At 46.3% G+C, this 16,560-nt stretch carries 17 protein-coding genes; 13 read left to right on the top strand and 4 right to left on the bottom strand.

The features are described from left to right. Positions 1-253: 253 nt before the first annotated feature. Entirely contained in the window at positions 254-571 is a 318-nt protein-coding gene (metJ, locus tag ABLA76_RS07135; protein WP_047768609.1) for a met regulon transcriptional regulator MetJ, read from the top strand. 85 nt (positions 572-656) lie between these two features. Here metJ and rpmE read toward each other — a convergent pair whose 3' ends face one another. Then, a complete protein-coding gene (gene rpmE / locus ABLA76_RS07140) occupies positions 657-872 on the bottom strand; it encodes a 50S ribosomal protein L31 (RefSeq protein WP_047768612.1) in 216 nt (71 codons plus the stop codon). Between the two features lie 231 nt (positions 873-1,103). On the opposite strand from rpmE, the gene priA reads away from it, so the two are divergent. From priA to rraA, 7 genes are all read left to right on the top strand, one after another. Continuing rightward, positions 1,104-3,302 (top strand): primosomal protein N', encoded by a 2,199-nt coding sequence (priA, locus tag ABLA76_RS07145; RefSeq protein ID WP_348987401.1) that lies wholly within the window; start codon positions 1,104-1,106, stop codon positions 3,300-3,302. Between the two features lie 220 nt (positions 3,303-3,522). Further along, a complete protein-coding gene (gene cytR / locus ABLA76_RS07150) occupies positions 3,523-4,548 on the top strand; it encodes a DNA-binding transcriptional regulator CytR (protein ID WP_348987402.1) in 1,026 nt (341 codons plus the stop codon). A 72-nt stretch (positions 4,549-4,620) separates the two neighbouring features. After that, positions 4,621-5,448 carry a cell division protein FtsN gene (ftsN, locus tag ABLA76_RS07155; protein WP_285808890.1) on the top strand — a complete coding sequence of 276 codons (828 nt, stop codon included), beginning with the start codon at positions 4,621-4,623 and terminating at the stop codon, positions 5,446-5,448. A 137-nt stretch (positions 5,449-5,585) separates the two neighbouring features. After that, a complete protein-coding gene (gene hslV, locus ABLA76_RS07160) occupies positions 5,586-6,116 on the top strand; it encodes an ATP-dependent protease subunit HslV (RefSeq protein ID WP_047768620.1) in 531 nt (176 codons plus the stop codon). Positions 6,117-6,127: 11 nt separating this feature from the next. Beyond that, a complete protein-coding gene (gene hslU, locus ABLA76_RS07165) occupies positions 6,128-7,459 on the top strand; it encodes an HslU--HslV peptidase ATPase subunit (RefSeq protein ID WP_047768621.1) in 1,332 nt (443 codons plus the stop codon). A 136-nt stretch (positions 7,460-7,595) separates the two neighbouring features. After that, the gene (locus ABLA76_RS07170; RefSeq protein ID WP_348987403.1) at positions 7,596-8,513 is read left to right on the top strand and encodes a 1,4-dihydroxy-2-naphthoate polyprenyltransferase; all 918 of its coding nucleotides are present in this window, start codon (positions 7,596-7,598) and stop codon (positions 8,511-8,513) included. Positions 8,514-8,621: 108 nt separating this feature from the next. Beyond that, positions 8,622-9,119, top strand: coding sequence for a ribonuclease E activity regulator RraA (gene rraA, locus ABLA76_RS07175; RefSeq protein WP_047768685.1), 498 nt, complete (start codon positions 8,622-8,624; stop codon positions 9,117-9,119). Positions 9,120-9,175: 56 nt separating this feature from the next. Here the strand turns inward: rraA and zapB are convergent, their stop codons facing one another. After that, positions 9,176-9,418, bottom strand: a complete 243-nt coding sequence (zapB, locus tag ABLA76_RS07180; protein ID WP_348987404.1) for a cell division protein ZapB — start codon at positions 9,416-9,418, stop codon at positions 9,176-9,178. A 326-nt stretch (positions 9,419-9,744) separates the two neighbouring features. On the opposite strand from zapB, the gene ABLA76_RS07185 reads away from it, so the two are divergent. Both ABLA76_RS07185 and glpK read left to right on the top strand, forming a co-directional pair. Next, a complete protein-coding gene (locus tag ABLA76_RS07185; protein WP_047768625.1) occupies positions 9,745-10,542 on the top strand; it encodes an MIP/aquaporin family protein in 798 nt (265 codons plus the stop codon). Positions 10,543-10,565: 23 nt separating this feature from the next. After that, the gene (gene glpK / locus ABLA76_RS07190; protein WP_047768627.1) at positions 10,566-12,089 is read left to right on the top strand and encodes a glycerol kinase GlpK; all 1,524 of its coding nucleotides are present in this window, start codon (positions 10,566-10,568) and stop codon (positions 12,087-12,089) included. 88 nt (positions 12,090-12,177) lie between these two features. Here the strand turns inward: glpK and emrD are convergent, their stop codons facing one another. Further along, complete coding sequence (emrD, locus tag ABLA76_RS07195) at positions 12,178-13,365, bottom strand: multidrug efflux MFS transporter EmrD (protein ID WP_348987405.1); 1,188 nt, start codon at positions 13,363-13,365, stop codon at positions 12,178-12,180. Positions 13,366-13,713: 348 nt separating this feature from the next. Here emrD and fpr point away from each other — a divergent pair, with 348 nt between their 5' ends. Beyond that, positions 13,714-14,460 (top strand): ferredoxin--NADP(+) reductase, encoded by a 747-nt coding sequence (gene fpr / locus ABLA76_RS07200; protein WP_348987406.1) that lies wholly within the window; start codon positions 13,714-13,716, stop codon positions 14,458-14,460. Here fpr and ABLA76_RS07205 read toward each other — a convergent pair whose 3' ends face one another. Further along, positions 14,461-14,895 (bottom strand): DUF805 domain-containing protein, encoded by a 435-nt coding sequence (locus tag ABLA76_RS07205; RefSeq protein ID WP_047768631.1) that lies wholly within the window; start codon positions 14,893-14,895, stop codon positions 14,461-14,463. It abuts the gene before it with no gap. Between the two features lie 46 nt (positions 14,896-14,941). On the opposite strand from ABLA76_RS07205, the gene ABLA76_RS07210 reads away from it, so the two are divergent. Both ABLA76_RS07210 and tpiA read left to right on the top strand, forming a co-directional pair. Further along, entirely contained in the window at positions 14,942-15,574 is a 633-nt protein-coding gene (locus ABLA76_RS07210) for a DUF1454 family protein (RefSeq protein ID WP_348987407.1), read from the top strand. Between the two features lie 145 nt (positions 15,575-15,719). Continuing rightward, the gene (gene tpiA / locus ABLA76_RS07215; RefSeq protein ID WP_348987408.1) at positions 15,720-16,487 is read left to right on the top strand and encodes a triose-phosphate isomerase; all 768 of its coding nucleotides are present in this window, start codon (positions 15,720-15,722) and stop codon (positions 16,485-16,487) included. The last annotated feature ends 73 nt before the right edge of the window (positions 16,488-16,560 follow it).

A 16,560-nucleotide genomic window follows, 5' to 3' on the forward strand; every position in this document is an offset into this window, starting at 1 on the left:
AATAACGACTGGAAAGATGGACGTCAATACATCTAGACATCCAAATTATTTTGCGGTTTAATACCACAATTCTATGGCTGTCATTACACTTTATATGTCTTCTGGTTATATTTTATAAATTAGTGCGGGTGGGGCGATATAGTCGACAGGCTAATTATGTTAGACTACTGAATTATCGACATGAAAACAGATCAGAAATTCCTTCCAATTTCTGATCTCAATTACTTGATTCAAAAATTATTTAAGGTATCTCATGGCTGAGTGGAATGGTGAGTATGTCAGCCCTTATGCTGAACATGGCAAAAAAAGTGAACAGGTCAAAAAAATTACAGTTTCAATCCCGCTAAAGGTATTGAAAATCCTGACTGATGAGCGCACCCGCCGTCAGGTAAACAATTTGCGTCATGCAACAAACAGTGAATTGCTGTGTGAAGCTTTTCTCCATGCGTTCACCGGACAGCCTCTGCCTGACGATAACGATTTACGCAAAGAACGCCATGATGAAATCCCAGAAGCAGCGAAGGTCATGATGCGTGAGAAAGGCATTGATCCTGATACATGGGAATATTGATAACAAAAAAAAAATGCCCGATGCAAAACATCGGGCATTTTTTTGTTCTGACCCGCCTGTATTGATGACAGGCAGGAGAAAATCATTACTTCTTAGCACCTGGAACGCTGAAACGTTTGTTAAAGCGATCAACACGACCACCAGTTGCAACATCACGCTGCTTACCAGTGTAGAACGGGTGACATGCACCACAGACGTCCAGGTTCAGATCGTGAGCTACAGTAGAATTGATTTTGATGACATTACCGCAAGAACAATTTGCAGTAATTGCTTCGTATTTAGGATGGATACCTTGTTTCATGGGAAACCTCTGTTCAGGCCGTGTCGCTATCCAGCCTTGTTTTGCTGCCAGACACCACACGTCGTGTTGATAAAAAATATGTATCGGTAATTTCTATACCAAAGGCGGCGGATCATACAGAATATCTGTTTATTGCGCAATGAAATCTGCCGATTTGCTATGATACCCTGATCGCCATATGTTCTTTTATACGTTCTTTCATCTGGTCATTAATTATCTGGAAATCACCTTATGACAGTTGTCCAGGTTGCATTGCCTGTTCCCCTAACCCGCTCGTTTGATTATCTATTACCTACAGGGTTACCTTTACCCGCTATTGGTGTTCGAGTGCGCGTGCCTTTTGGTAAGCGTAATGCGATAGGTATCGTCACGGGTATCGCAGACAGCAGCGAATTTCCTTCTGAGCAGCTCAAGTCTATTGCCACCATTCTTGATATCTCCCCCCTTTTTCCTAACAATCTCTGGCAATTGCTTCAGTGGGCCGTCAGCTACTATCACTATCCGCTGGGCGAAGTGTTGTTCCATGCCTTACCTGTCTTGCTACGGCAGGGAAAACCGGCAGAATTTTCCCCACTCTGGCAATGGCAAGTCACCGAAGCCGGCCGTGAACTTCCACTTGCTCAACTCAAGCGCTCCGCCAAACAGCAAAAGGCATTAGCTGTTTTGCGCCAACGCCCTGTTTATCGTCACCAAGTCTCTGAATTGGAATTAAGTGAAAGCGCACTGCAATCATTGAAAAAGAAATCACTGATTGCCCTGCATCCCATCCAACCAGAAGCGGAAAATTGGTGTGAGGATTTTACAACTATTGGCGAACGGTTAAAGCTCAATACAGAACAAGCTACTGCGATAGGCGCCATCCGTGCAGAAGATCAAACCTTTTCTCCGTGGCTATTGGCGGGAATCACGGGTTCGGGTAAAACGGAAGTGTATCTCAGTGTACTGGAGAACATTCTTGCACAAGGCAAACAGGCTCTTATTTTAGTGCCGGAAATTGGCTTGACCCCACAGACTATCCGTCGGTTCCGGGAACGTTTCAACGCGCCTGTTGATGTTCTGCACTCCGCCTTGAATGACAGCGAACGGCTGACAGTTTGGCTGAGGGCGAAAAGAGGGGAAAATGCCATCGTTATCGGTACACGATCGGCTTTGTTTACTCCCTTTGCCCATCTGGGTGTCATTATTATCGATGAAGAACATGACAGCTCTTACAAACAGCAAGAAGGCTGGCGCTATCATGCCCGCGATCTGGCGGTATTCCGTGCGAAAAAAGAGGGGATTCCGATCATTATGGGTTCTGCCACCCCCGCACTGGAAACACTGTATAATGTGCAACAGGGGAAATATCGCCAACTAACTTTGACTCAACGGGCAGGCCACGCCCAACCCGCCACTCAGCATTTATTAGATCTGAAAGGATTGCCATTGACGGTTGGGTTATCCCAGCCGCTCATCAATCGCATGGGTGAACATCTCAAGGCGGATAATCAGGTCATCCTATTTCTAAACCGTCGTGGTTATTCCCCCGCCGTGCTCTGTCACGAATGCGGCTGGATAGCAGAATGCCAACGCTGTGATCACTATTACACCCTGCACCAAAATCATCGCCACCTGCGTTGCCATCACTGTGACAGCCAGCGCCCAATCCCACGTCAATGCCCGCAATGTGGCACCACTAACTTAATTCCCGTTGGTTTAGGCACTGAACAACTTGAAGATGGTATTACAACATTGTTCCCCAACACTCCCGTTACCCGTATCGACCGTGATACCACCAGCCGCAAAGGCGCACTGGAACAGCAACTGGCCGAAGTCCATCAAGGTGGTGCCCGTATCTTAATTGGTACACAAATGCTGGCGAAAGGTCACCATTTCCCCGATGTTACACTGGTCGCCTTACTGGATGTCGATGGTGCCCTGTTTTCTGCTGATTTTCGAGCCGCAGAACGTTTTGCCCAACTCTATACCCAGGTTTCCGGTCGGGCAGGACGAGCAGGAAAGCGGGGAGAAGTCGTCCTGCAAACCCACCATCCTGAGCATCCACTTTTGCAAATATTGTTGGAGAAAGGCTACGATGCCTTTGCCCAGCAGGCAATGGAAGAGCGTCAGCAAGTTCACCTGCCACCGTTTGTAAGCCATATCCTGCTCCGCGCAGAAGATCACGACAATCAGCAAGCCCCCGCATTTTTGCAACACATGCGTCAATTGTTTGAACATCATGCACAGTCTGATAATCATTTATGGATCATGGGACCTGTACCCGCATTACAGGCCAAACGGAGCGGTCGTTATCGTTGGCAGTTGATGATTCAGCACCCTTCCCGCATTTTTCTCCAGAAAATGATGGCCGGGGTCTATCCCCAAATCACGACACTGCCACAAGCACGTAAAGTGAAATGGAACATTGATGTTGATCCCAGCGAAAGTTGATAATTATTTCTTTAATTTGCGAAGCACCTCTAAGAAATGATTCATATCACACTTTTTATGCAAACAAAGTAACAGATTGATCGGTTAATCAGCTTAAAATGAAATTATTAATATAATTGTAGAAAACAATGCGCCAGCACGCCCTTCTCAGGCAAGACTGGCGTTTTTTAACAGCCGGATAGCAATCGTTTCGCCGCCTGTGGAGAGCGAGGAGTGGACTATGGAAAAAAGGAAGTGCGCACTGGTAACCATGAAAGATGTTGCCAAAGTGGCTGGTGTTTCTACTGCAACGGTATCAAGAACATTAATGAATCCTGACAAGGTTTCTACCCGTACACGCCAGAAAGTCGAGAATGCGGTGTTGGAAGTGGGTTATTATCCCCACAAACTGGTCAAAAATTTACGGCGTAATGTATCCAGAACCATCCTGGTTATTGTGCCTAATATCAGTGATCCTTTCTTTACTGAGGTTATTCGGGGCATTGAAGAAGCCGCCACTGAACAGGGTTACCTGGTTCTGATTGGTGATTGCAAGCATCAACAGCAACAAGAACATGCGTTTATCAATCTTCTGATCACCAAACGCATTGATGGTATGGTGCTACTGGGTTCCAACATTCCTTTCGATGTTTCCAAAGAAGAACAGAAAAACCTGCCTCCCATGGTTATGGCCAATGAATTCACGCCAGAACTGGAACTACCCACTGTCCATATTGACAACCTGACAGCCGCCTTCAATGCCACTCATCATTTGCAAAAACTGGGGCACAAACGCATTGCCTGCATTACCGGGCCGGAAACCATGCCATTGTGCCACTACCGTTTACAAGGTTACATCCAGGCATTGCGGCGCACAGGAGAAGAAATTCGCGAAGAATATATTATCCGTGGTGATTTCACTCATGAAAACGGAGCGACATTGGCAGAAACCTTGCTTAACCTGCCAGAGCCTCCAAGCGCTATTTTTTGCCATAGTGATGTCATGGCACTGGGCGCAATGTGGCAAGCTAAAAAAATGGGATTAAAATTACCAGAAGATCTCTCTGTTGTCGGTTTCGATAATTTAAACCTGGCTCAATACTGCGAACCCGCCCTAACCACGGTGGAACATCCCCGTTATGAGATTGGATATCATTCCACTCTGTTATTGCTGGAACAGCTTCAAGGTCGTTTGGTTTTTAAAGGTTCAAAATTATTGGAGGCAGAATTGATCATTCGTGCGAGTACTTGTTCGCCTAAAAGCTAGGCAAATAACGACAGCTTAAGTAACATTAGTTACCTATCCTTTAATTTTTTAAATAACTCAGTGAATTAAACAGTGGCACAACGAGATTATGTGAGTCGCGGGCGCAGCAATCCCCGTCAGAAAAGTACTGGTAAGAAAAAAAATCAGGCTCAAGGATTACCCAAAACTACATTAGCCGTTGCCGTGGCCTTAGTGGTCATGTTTATTGGTGGGCTTTATTTCATCGCACACAATAAACAGGAAGAAAATAAGCAGGAAGGAAGTGCACAAAATGCCTCACAGGCTCATCATCAAACCAAAGGGCACGGCCTGCCACCAAAACCAGAAGAGCGCTGGAGTTACATCAAAGAATTGGAAAATCGCCCTGTTAATGAATCGTCCATCCAGGAAGGCGATGCAACAGTAAATAAACCGCTAAACCAACCGCCTCAATTAACGTCTGAACAAAAACAGCTCCTCGAACAAATACAAGCAGATATGCGCCAACCGCCTATTTCATTGAAAGAGGTGCCTTATAACAGTGAACCTGTTCCACGTTCACGTGTGTTGATCACCCCTCCGGCGCAGCAGCATACTGAACAATATTCGCCAGAACAAAAGTCGGCCGCCGTGCCGGAAAAAAAGCCTTCAACGTCTTCGTCTTCCCAAACCAGTACACAGTCTGAGGTAAAAGAGGCGAAATTGATGCTACAATGCGGCTCTTTCCGCACAATGGAACAGGCAGAATCCGTCCGTGCCAGCCTTGCATTCGCCGGCATTGAGAGTCAGATTACCACGAAAGACAACTGGAACCGTGTTGTACTTGGCCCTTATAAGAATAAAGCCAGCGCTGAGAAAATGCGCGAACGGGTCGCAGGTGCTGGCGTACCTGGCTGTATTCTCCGCCCTACCGGGGGTTGAAAAAGTAGAAAGCCCCCCCATCTTAATCTCTAATAATATACACATGGTGATTTTATCAGCAGTGCGCAAGCAATTGTGGGATAACAAATTAATGCTCCGTGTGTACCCTTTTCTATTTTGTAACCAGGGGCTAACTCGTGACTACAATCGTAAGTGTCCGCCGGAATGGCAAAGTTGTCATCGGTGGTGATGGACAAGCAACAATGGGTCATACCGTTATGAAAGGCAATGTCCGCAAAGTACGCCGCCTTTACCATGACAAAGTCATCGCGGGTTTTGCCGGCGGTACTGCCGATGCTTTCACGCTGTTCGAGCTGTTTGAACGGAAACTCGAAATGCATCAAGGGCACCTGACCAAAGCAGCCGTTGAACTCGCCAAAGATTGGCGAACCGATCGCATGCTACGTAAGCTGGAAGCCCTGCTTGCTGTCGCAGATGAAAATGCTTCTCTGATCATTACAGGCAATGGTGATGTGATTCAGCCAGAGAATGACCTTATCGCCATTGGTTCCGGTGGATCATACGCACAGGCGGCTGCCCGCGCGATGCTGGAAACAACCGAACTCGGCGCCAGAGAAATCGCAGAACGCGCTTTAACTATCGCTGGCGATATCTGCATCTACACCAACCATAATCACAACTTCGAAGAACTGCCTTCGAAAGCGTAAGGATAGATAGTATGTCTGAAATGACTCCTCGCGAAATTGTCAGCGAATTAAATAATCATATTATCGGTCAGGACAAAGCAAAACGTGCCGTTGCTATTGCCCTGCGTAACCGCTGGCGTCGCATGCAGTTAGATGAATCACTGCGTTATGAAGTCACACCAAAAAATATTTTGATGATAGGCCCGACCGGTGTCGGTAAGACCGAGATTGCCCGTCGTCTGGCAAAACTGGCCAACGCTCCCTTTATCAAAGTTGAAGCAACTAAGTTCACTGAAGTGGGTTATGTCGGTAAAGAAGTCGACTCAATCATTCGTGATCTCACTGACGCGGCTGTCAAAATGGTGCGCCTGCAATCCATTGAGAAAAACCGCTATCGTGCAGAAGAATTAGCCGAAGAGCGCATTCTGGATGTCCTGCTGCCTCCGGCCAAAAATAACTGGGGACAGACTGAAACTCAGGCTGAACCGTCTTCAACCCGTCAGACCTTCCGCAAAAAATTACGTGAAGGCCAGTTAGACGATAAAGAAGTTGAAATCGAAGTTTCAGCCGCTCCGGTTGGTGTTGAAATCATGGCCCCGCCGGGTATGGAAGAGATGACGAATCAGTTACAATCCATGTTCCAAAATCTGGCAGGCCAGCGTCAAAAAAATCGTAAGATGAAAATCAAAGACGCATTCAAACTGCTGATCGAAGAAGAAGCCGCGAAACTGGTCAACCCTGAAGAATTGAAACAACAGGCCATTGATGCAGTTGAACAACATGGCATCGTTTTTATTGATGAGATCGATAAAATTTGTAAACGTGGTCAAACTTCTGGCCCGGATGTTTCCCGTGAAGGTGTTCAGCGCGATCTGCTGCCACTTGTCGAAGGTTGCACCGTTTCCACTAAACACGGCATGGTCAAAACGGATCACATCCTGTTTATCGCTTCCGGCGCATTTCAGGTTGCCAGCCCTTCTGATCTGATCCCAGAGCTTCAGGGCCGCTTACCAATCCGTGTTGAGTTGCAAGCTCTGACCACCGAAGACTTTGAGCGTATTCTGACTGAGCCTAATGCTTCGCTCACTGAACAGTACAAGGCCCTGATGGCAACGGAAGGCATGGGCATTGAATTCACGGCTGACGGTATCCGTAAAATTGCGGAAGCAGCATGGCAAGTCAATGAAACCACTGAAAACATCGGTGCCCGTCGTTTGCACACCGTGCTTGAACGTATGATGGAAGACATCTCTTTCAACGCCAGCGAACGTCAAGGACAATCCGTCGAAATCAATGCCGGTTACGTCAAAGAGCATCTGGATGAACTGGTTGCAGATGAAGATTTGAGTCGGTTTATTTTATAATCAGTCATATTATTGGTTTGATTAGCGCCAATAATTCGCCGGACTTATGCAAAATGGGAGGCTTTTAGCCTCCCATTTTGCGATTTTCGATGGTATAAAATTTATTACATCAATCATAATGACAAACAGTGACAATATGAGCTTAACAACGTCTATCAGTCAGATGCAGGCATGGCTGGAAAGTTTACGCCCTAAAACGCTCCCACTGGCCGTTGCTGCCGTCATAACGGGTTCAGCCCTTGCATCATGGACAGGACATTTCAAATGGCCTGTCGCGTTACTGGCTTTATTCACTGCGGCCCTGCTGCAAATTCTTTCTAACCTCGCCAACGATTATGGTGACGTCACCAAAGGCAGTGACACAGAAAATCGCATTGGTCCAAGTCGCGGTATGCAAAAAGGCCTGATTACCGCAAAGCAGATGAAAAGTGCATTGAAGCTCACTGTACTACTCTCTTGTTTATCAGGAAGTTCCTTGATTGCTGTAGCTTGCAATAACCCAAACGACATTATCGGATTCTTGATCCTGGGATTACTGGCGATTATCGCTGCTATCACTTATACAGTGGGTACGCGTCCTTATGGTTATCTGGGGCTGGGAGACATTTCTGTCCTGATTTTTTTTGGTTACTTGAGCATTCTTGGCACTTACTATCTGCAATCCGGTACTTTTTCCATAAGCACCGTTTTGCCCGCAACTGCCAGTGGCTTACTTTCCGTGGCCGTCTTGAACATTAATAACCTACGCGATATCGAAAATGACCGCCAAAACGGCAAAAATACGCTGGCTGTCCGGTTAGGCGGAAAAAAGGCTCGCTATTACCATGCAGCCGTTCTGCTAACGGCTATGCTCTGCCTTATCACCTTCACGCTTCTATACCTGAATAATTGGTTTAATTGGTTATTCCTGCTCGCTTTTCCTCTGCTGTTAAAACATATGATACAAGTGCTGCGTGATCCAACCGCTGAAGGTATGCGTCCCAGATTGGTACAAATGGTCAAAGCAGCATTATTGACCAATATTCTGTTTTCCATTGGATTGGTACTTAATTAAGCGGGTAAGCATCGATTTTACCCATAGGTTTCAAGATTGATGGTTTTGCCAACACTGGCTTTAAAAGGATATACTGTTCGTTCCTTGCATAAACCAGACGTAAATCCCATGAAATATGATACTTCCGAACTTTGTGATATCTATCAAGAAGATATAAATGTGGTAGAGCCAATCTTCACCAACTTTGGTGGGCGGACTTCATTTGGTGGTCAGATCATCACAGTGAAATGTTTTGAGGACAATGGCCTCCTTTATGATTTACTTGAAGAAAACGGCCATGGCCGCATTTTGCTCGTTGATGGTGGTGGATCAGTACGCAAGGCACTCGTTGATGCAGAACTGGCTCAACTCGCCGTCAATAATGAGTGGGAAGGCATTGTCGTCTATGGCGCAGTGCGTCAAGTCGATTATCTCGCAGAACTTGATATTGGAATTCAGGCAATGGCTGCTATTCCTGCTGGCTCCAATAGCGAAGGGGGGGGAGAAAGTGATATCAGGGTGAATTTTGGTGGCGTCACATTCTTCTCTGGTGACTATCTCTACGCCGATAATACCGGCATTGTCTTATCAGATTTCCCTCTGGAGATTGATGAAGAGCTAAGTTAAAGGGTATATAAAAAGGGCGCAATTATCGCCCTTTTTCAGCTAATCCATTGGATACCTTATTGTACATCTTCCATCTTACCCAACAGAGTGCGTAAGCGTTCTTGCCATGCCGATTGTTCTTGTTTGAGCTGCTCATTTTCACGTACCAGAGCATCACGGCTATCTGCCATATTCTGGACATCCTGAGATAAGACTGCATTCTTTTCTTTTAATTCTTCAAGTTCCATTTGCAGCAAAGTGATGGTATCAATCGCCTGCTGAACTTTAGATTCTAGCTTCTCAAAAACTTCAAATGACATTCTGGGGCCCCTCTTGTAAGCAATGTTATTGATTGTATTTAGCCTATTGACGTCTGTCTAGTTTCATCCTTGCAATGTGCGGCATAACGCGAAATATAACGACCAAACCCAAATGTCTGTAAGATCACATTTCCAGGCTCAATAAAACTGCAAATAAATGCGAATTCGCTCATTTTGTTGACGCAACACGCAGATTTCAATTTCGCTATTTCTCGTTTACGCGCATTAACGATAAATTCACAGGCACCTTTCTCTTAATACATAAGAAAGGACTCATAATTAATCACTCTCCCCCTGTACTTTGTTATTGGATATAGGATATAGAAATGAGCCAGACCACAACTCCAACATTATCAGGTCAATGCATTTCCGAATTTCTCGGTACTGCGTTGCTCGTTTTTTTTGGCTTAGGCTGCGTTGCTGCTGCCCGAATCGCCGGAGCACAACTGGGCTTATGGGAAATCAGCATTATCTGGGGCTTTGGCGTCGCGCTGGCAGTTTATCTCACTGCCGGAATTTCAGGCGCACATCTTAACCCCGCAGTGACCATTGCATTATGCCTGTTTGCCAACTTTGACAGAAAAAAAGTGCTGCCTTACCTCATTGCCCAAATGCTCGGTGGCTTTGTCGCAGCACTCATCATCTACATGATGTATTACAACCTTTTCCTCGATTATGAGCAAGTTCATAACATCGTGCGCGGCTCGCAGGAAAGTCTCTTTACTGCAGGAGTTTTCTCCACTTATCCAGCGGCCCAGCTCTCCGTATTTCATGCATTTATCGTTGAAGTTATCATCGCCGCCGTTCTGTTATGCCTGATCCTGTCCCTGACCGATGATGGCAATGGTATCCCACGAGGACCTTTGGCCCCTTTGTTAATTGGGATCCTTATTGCAGTTATCGGTGGCGCGTTTGGCCCACTGACCGGATTTGCCCTGAATCCAGCCCGTGATTTCGGTCCCAAATTAGTTGCTTACTTGACTGGCTGGGGAGACATTGCCCTCACTGGGGGCCGAGATATTCCTTATTGCCTTGTTCCATTGGTGGCGCCTATCGTTGGCGCGATTTTAGGTGCTTTTGGCTACCGCCAGCTGATTACTCGCCATTTACCACGCGAGATTTAAATACATAAAACCAGGTTATAGTTATGACAACAGAAAATACTACAGAAAAAAAATATATTGTTGCTCTGGATCAGGGCACGACCAGTTCACGCGCCGTTGTACTTGATCACGATGCCAATATTGTCTGCATCTCACAGCGTGAATTCCCACAAATCTACCCCAAGCCAGGCTGGGTAGAGCATGATCCAATGGAAATCTGGGCAAGCCAAAGCTCTACCTTAGTGGAAGTACTGGCAAAAGCCGATATTCGCTCTGATCAAATTGCCAGCATTGGTATTACAAACCAACGAGAAACAACCATTGTCTGGGAAAAAGAAACCGGTAAACCCATTTATAACGCGATCGTATGGCAATGCCGCCGGACAGCAGATATTTGTACCAAACTGAAACAGAAAGAGGGTCTGGAAGAATATATCCGCCACAATACCGGTTTGGTGATTGACCCTTACTTCTCCGGTACGAAAATAAAATGGATTTTGGACAATATCGAAGGTGCCCGTCAACGCGCTGAAAATGGTGAACTTTTATTCGGTACAGTCGATACATGGCTGGTCTGGAAAATGACTCAGGGACGTGTACATGTGACCGATTACACCAATGCCTCCCGTACCATGCTGTTTAATATCCATAATCTGGAATGGGATCAAAAAATCCTTGAAGAGTTGGGCATACCTCGCGTTATGCTGCCTAAAGTGGCTGCGTCCTCGGAGATCTATGGCCAAACCAATATCGGCGGTAAAGGCGGCACCCGCATTCCTATTGCGGGTATCGCAGGCGACCAACAAGCCGCTTTGTATGGGCAATTGTGTGTACACGCTGGAATGGCAAAAAATACTTACGGCACTGGCTGCTTCTTACTGATGAACACAGGCAAAGACGCCGTCCGTTCCAATCATGGCCTGTTGACAACTATTTGCTGTGGTCCACGCGGTGAAGTCAATTATGCACTGGAAGGCGCAGTATTTGTTGGAGGAGCATCCATTCAATGGCTGCGTGATGAACTGAAACTCATTGCGGATGCCACAGATTCAGAATACTTCGCAACCAAAGTCAAAGACAGCAATGGTGTTTACGTTGTGCCCGCCTTTACTGGCCTTGGCGCACCATATTGGGACCCTTACGCCCGTGGCGCTATTTTTGGCCTGACCCGTGGTGCCAATAGCAACCATATTATTCGTGCTACATTGGAATCCATCGCTTACCAAACCCGCGATGTATTGGACGCTATGCAGGCTGATGCGGGTTCACGTCTGCAAGCCCTGCGCGTCGATGGCGGTGCTGTCGCCAACAACTTCCTGATGCAGTTCCAGTCCGATATTCTCGGTACGCGTGTGGAACGTCCTGAAATACGTGAGAGCACAGCGTTAGGCGCGGCTTTCCTTGCAGGTTTAGCCGTCGGCTTCTGGCGGGATCTGGATGAAGTGAAAAGTAAAGCTGTTGTCGAAAAAGAATTCCGTCCAAGTATCGAAACGACTGAACGCAACCATAAATACAATGGCTGGAAAAAAGCCGTCGCCCGTGCCCAAGAGTGGGAAGATCGCGCCTAACCGCGAAATATAGCCAATTAAAGGCCCCGGCATTCTGACATTTTATGTACTTTGCCAGGGCCTTTTAAAACACCGTGGTTTATCCATTTTACAAAATCGTATGTTTCTGACTCTGGAACTGCTGGGAAACGGGCAGCCAACAAAATAGGATCAGCAATGACATGGAAAACATCAACATCCCAACACTAAATTGGCTATTTTGCGGTAGCATCGCCGACAGCCACGTTGCCATACCTGAACCTACATTTTGCAATCCCCCGACCAAAGCACCTGCGGCTCCTGCCAGATAAGGGAAGGGTTCCATCGCTCCCGTCGTCGCCAGTGGGAACAACATACCTGCACCAAAAAAGAATAATGCGGCCGGTATCAACAAAGTCCAGATATTCATGATGCCAAACCAACCGGGCAACCACATCAAGATCCCCGCCAGCAAGCAACAGCTCACAGAGCGCCACATCAGCCGATAAAATGTTTTCCCTTCACGCCCCGCATACCATGCCCCAAAAAACGCCGCCGGAATTGGCAGAATAAACAAAATACTGACTGTTAGGCTATCCAATCCCAAAACAGCGCCCATCAACACACCGCTACTGGCTTCAAAAACGGCAATCCCTGCCAACCCTCCCACCAACATGATCAGGTAAGAGACAAAAGAACCCTGCGAGAGTAATTGGTGGAAAGAGACCAGCATCGTACTATGTGCAGTCCCTGTGGGACGCGTCTCCGGTAAATGCCGGACCAGTAAGAAGGTAACAACAGCCCCTAGCATCAATAGAAACAAGTAGCAGGAGCGCCAACCAAAATAGTAGGCAACCATCCCACCAATCATGGGAGCGACCAGAGGGCTAACCAATATAGCCATATTCAGCAAGCTATTGGCATAACGCAACGTCAGTCCAGTATATAAATCTCGCGGCATGGTACGCACCATCACACCGGCGACCCCGGTGCCCAATCCCTGTAATGCACTCGCAATCACCAGTACCAACAAGTTTGGAGCAAAAAAAGCACATATTGTCGCCACCAAATAAATCGACATGCCCACCAAAATCACAGGACGGCGTCCCACTTTGTCAGATAGTGGCCCATAAAAAAGTTGTGAAAACCCGTAAGAAAACAGGTATGCCGCCATTACCTGCTGAACTTCTCCCGCAGGCTTATTAAGATCACTTGCCATATCAGCAATAACTGGCACGTAGATTGTTTGCGTCATCTGCCCTACAGCGGCCAGGGCAATTAACATCAACAATAAATTAAAGTGTTCTATTTTTCTCATCGCGCTTTATTCAATCACCCATTGAAAACAATAACCCATAAAGCAATCACTCATTGCAAACAGCCGTAGTGAACCCCCAAGCTCTTAATAAAGAACCTGATGAATTGACTTCATTAGATATGATCCTCTTGGTAAATCTATATTTTTTCTTTGCAGTATACAATTTTACACGAAGAAAAAATTACAGATATATTATCTGGATATGTCAATAAAAATGTACATATCAAACCATAAAATTGGCAAAAATCCAGTTAATCGAACTGTAACACGTAATCGATAATGCTATCTCAAGTAATCACGTAGAATCGTTACAAAAAATCATCAATTCGTGTAGAGAGGTTAATCGTAATGGCAAATTGGGTTACAGGAAAAGTTACTGACATAACCAACTGGACAGATTCGCTTTTCAGCATCAACGTTCATGCACCAATAGAAAAATTCACCGCCGGGCAATTTGCAAAACTCGCACTGGAAGTTGAAGGAGAGCGCATCCAGCGGGCTTACTCTTACGTCAACGCTCCCGATGACAATAATCTGGAATTTTATTTGGTATCCGTGCCTGAAGGAAAACTCAGCTCCCAATTAGCTGCACTAAAAACCGGTGATGAATTGCTGGTAACAGAGCAAGCGGCGGGTTTTTTTGTTCTTGATGAAATCCCCGACTGCCAAACTCTCTGGATGCTTTCCACCGGAACCGCCATTGGGCCTTATCTTTCCATTCTCCAGCAAGGAACGGATCTGGAACGATTCGAAAATATCGTTTTGGTTCATGCCGCCAGATGGGGAACGGATTTAAGTTATTTACCTATGATGCAGGAATTAGAGAAAAAATTTCAGGGTAAACTGCGAATACAGACCATCGTCAGCCGGGAAAAATGGCCTGATTCATGCATGGGCAGAATTCCGGCATTAATTGAAAATGGCGAATTGGAATCGGCTGTCGGCTTACCCATTCAGGCAGAAAACAGCCATGTCATGCTGTGCGGGAATCCCCAGATGGTCAGGGATACCCAACAACTATTAAAAGAGCAGCGTAATATGGCAAAACATCTGCGCCGTAAACCCGGCCATATCACCAGCGAGCAATACTGGTAATCAGTTTTCCTTGGCAGAAATATAATCAACCGTTTCTGCCATCTCACCAAAACGATTGGTGCCTTCCGTACCACGGAATACACCACAATCTAATATCATCATGACAAAAATCAGTGTCGGGACAAAACGACCAATTCCCCACTGCCATATTGGTGCCATTGCACTCCAGTCCAGCGACAGCAATACCCAGGCCAGTGCAATTAACAACACCCAGCCACCACGTTTATTCCGGTCATGCAGGCGTTTCGAAAAAATCGCCGTGGTCGGATACCATAGCAAAGCAACCCCAACCGCTGCATAATTCATGGGGAGAACATTCATTCCATGCAGTGTCAGGAGTATAAAGATCAAGGCGAAACAAATTCCGATACCGATCCAAAACTCTCGTCGTCCAATTCGGCCTTTGAATGAAAATCCCCATTGTTGTAATGTCATGTACTCTTTTCCAATTGTGGATGCTGTTTTTCCAGGATTTAACTCAGTGAGTAATAAGATGAAAACAGGCATGAATAAATTTCTGATGGCCATATTAATCGTTTTTGGCATCGGTTTGCCATTATCAGCCTCTGCCGATAAGCTTTCTGTCACACCAGAAATAAACTCACCGTTAGTCTACCTGCTGCCGGATTCCCCGACTTTCGAAGAAACCATCCCTGCCTTTCGGGAAAAATATAACAAAAGACACCCCGACATTCCCTTGTACGAATATCGAGTGATTGCAAGCAAAGATATTTCTCAGCCTTTTATCCGCGCCGCCAGTAAAATCAATGACAATATTTACTCTTCCGCGGTACTGGAACGAGGCAGCGAAAAGATTAAAAGCCTGCAACTTACCTTGCTGCCATCACAAAGTGAACAACAAAATGAACGAAACCATATACTGGCAAAGCAATATATCACGGCCCTGATCAGCCAATTCGAACCGACGCTTTCCGCTGAACAATCTCGGTTCCAATTGGAAAGGCTGTTGCGGGCAGCAGAAAACCGCCCGGCTTTCAGTCAAAAAATGGGAGCAATGCGCTATATCATCGTAAACAGCCGCGAAAATATAATGACCTTCGCAATTGAACCGATTAAGCTATCGTTATCTGACACAGCAGCAAATGAAAATTAGTGACACAGCGCAGAGCTATTCGCGTTGATGATCTTTATACTGTCGGGATTCCGCTTACAGGGGAATGACATCACCATAATGTCATCCAAAGAACGAGTATTCATTCATTTCGCAATTTGATTATTTTCTGGTTGGAGGGAAAAATATGCGACATCCATTAGTTATGGGTAACTGGAAATTAAATGGCAGTACCCACATGGTTAACGACCTGATTGCAGGCCTGCGTAAAGAACTGAGCAACGTTGACGGCTGTGGCGTCGCTATTGCACCACCAACAGTTTATGTTTCTCTGGCAAAAAATGCCCTGGCGGGTAGCCGTATCGCCCTGGGCGCGCAAAATGTTGGTGTCAATCTTTCTGGTGCCTTCACTGGCGAAACATCCGCAGAAATGCTAAAAGACGTCGGGGCCAAATATATCATTATCGGTCATTCTGAGCGCCGTACTTACCACAAAGAGAGCGACGAATTCATCGCGAAGAAATTCGCTATTCTGAAAGAGCAAGGCCTGATACCTGTTCTGTGCATTGGCGAAACTGAGCAAGAGAATGAAGCCGGTCAGACTGAATCCGTCTGCGCACGCCAAATCGATGCCGTTCTGAACACGCTGGGTGCCGAAGCATTCAAAGAGACGGTTATTGCTTATGAGCCAGTTTGGGCAATCGGCACCGGCAAATCTGCAACGCCTGCCCAGGCTCAAGCCGTGCATAAATTTATCCGCGACCATATTGCAAAACAAGATGCCGCTATCGCTGAACAGGTCATTATTCAATATGGTGGCTCGGTTAACGCCAGCAATGCAGCAGAGCTGTTCACCCAGCCGGATATCGACGGCGCTTTGGTCGGTGGTGCATCACTGAAAGCCGATGCGTTTGCGGTTATCGTGAAAGCCGCCGCAGAAGCGAAAAAAGCTTAATTTTTTAATAAGTTAACCGCCACAAAGCTCTACTTGTGGCGGTTGTTTCTCACTTAATTCTGACTATTCAATT

It is taken from the genome of Xenorhabdus sp. SGI240 (assembly GCF_040081915.1).
Lineage (GTDB): Bacteria > Pseudomonadota > Gammaproteobacteria > Enterobacterales > Enterobacteriaceae > Xenorhabdus > Xenorhabdus bakwenae.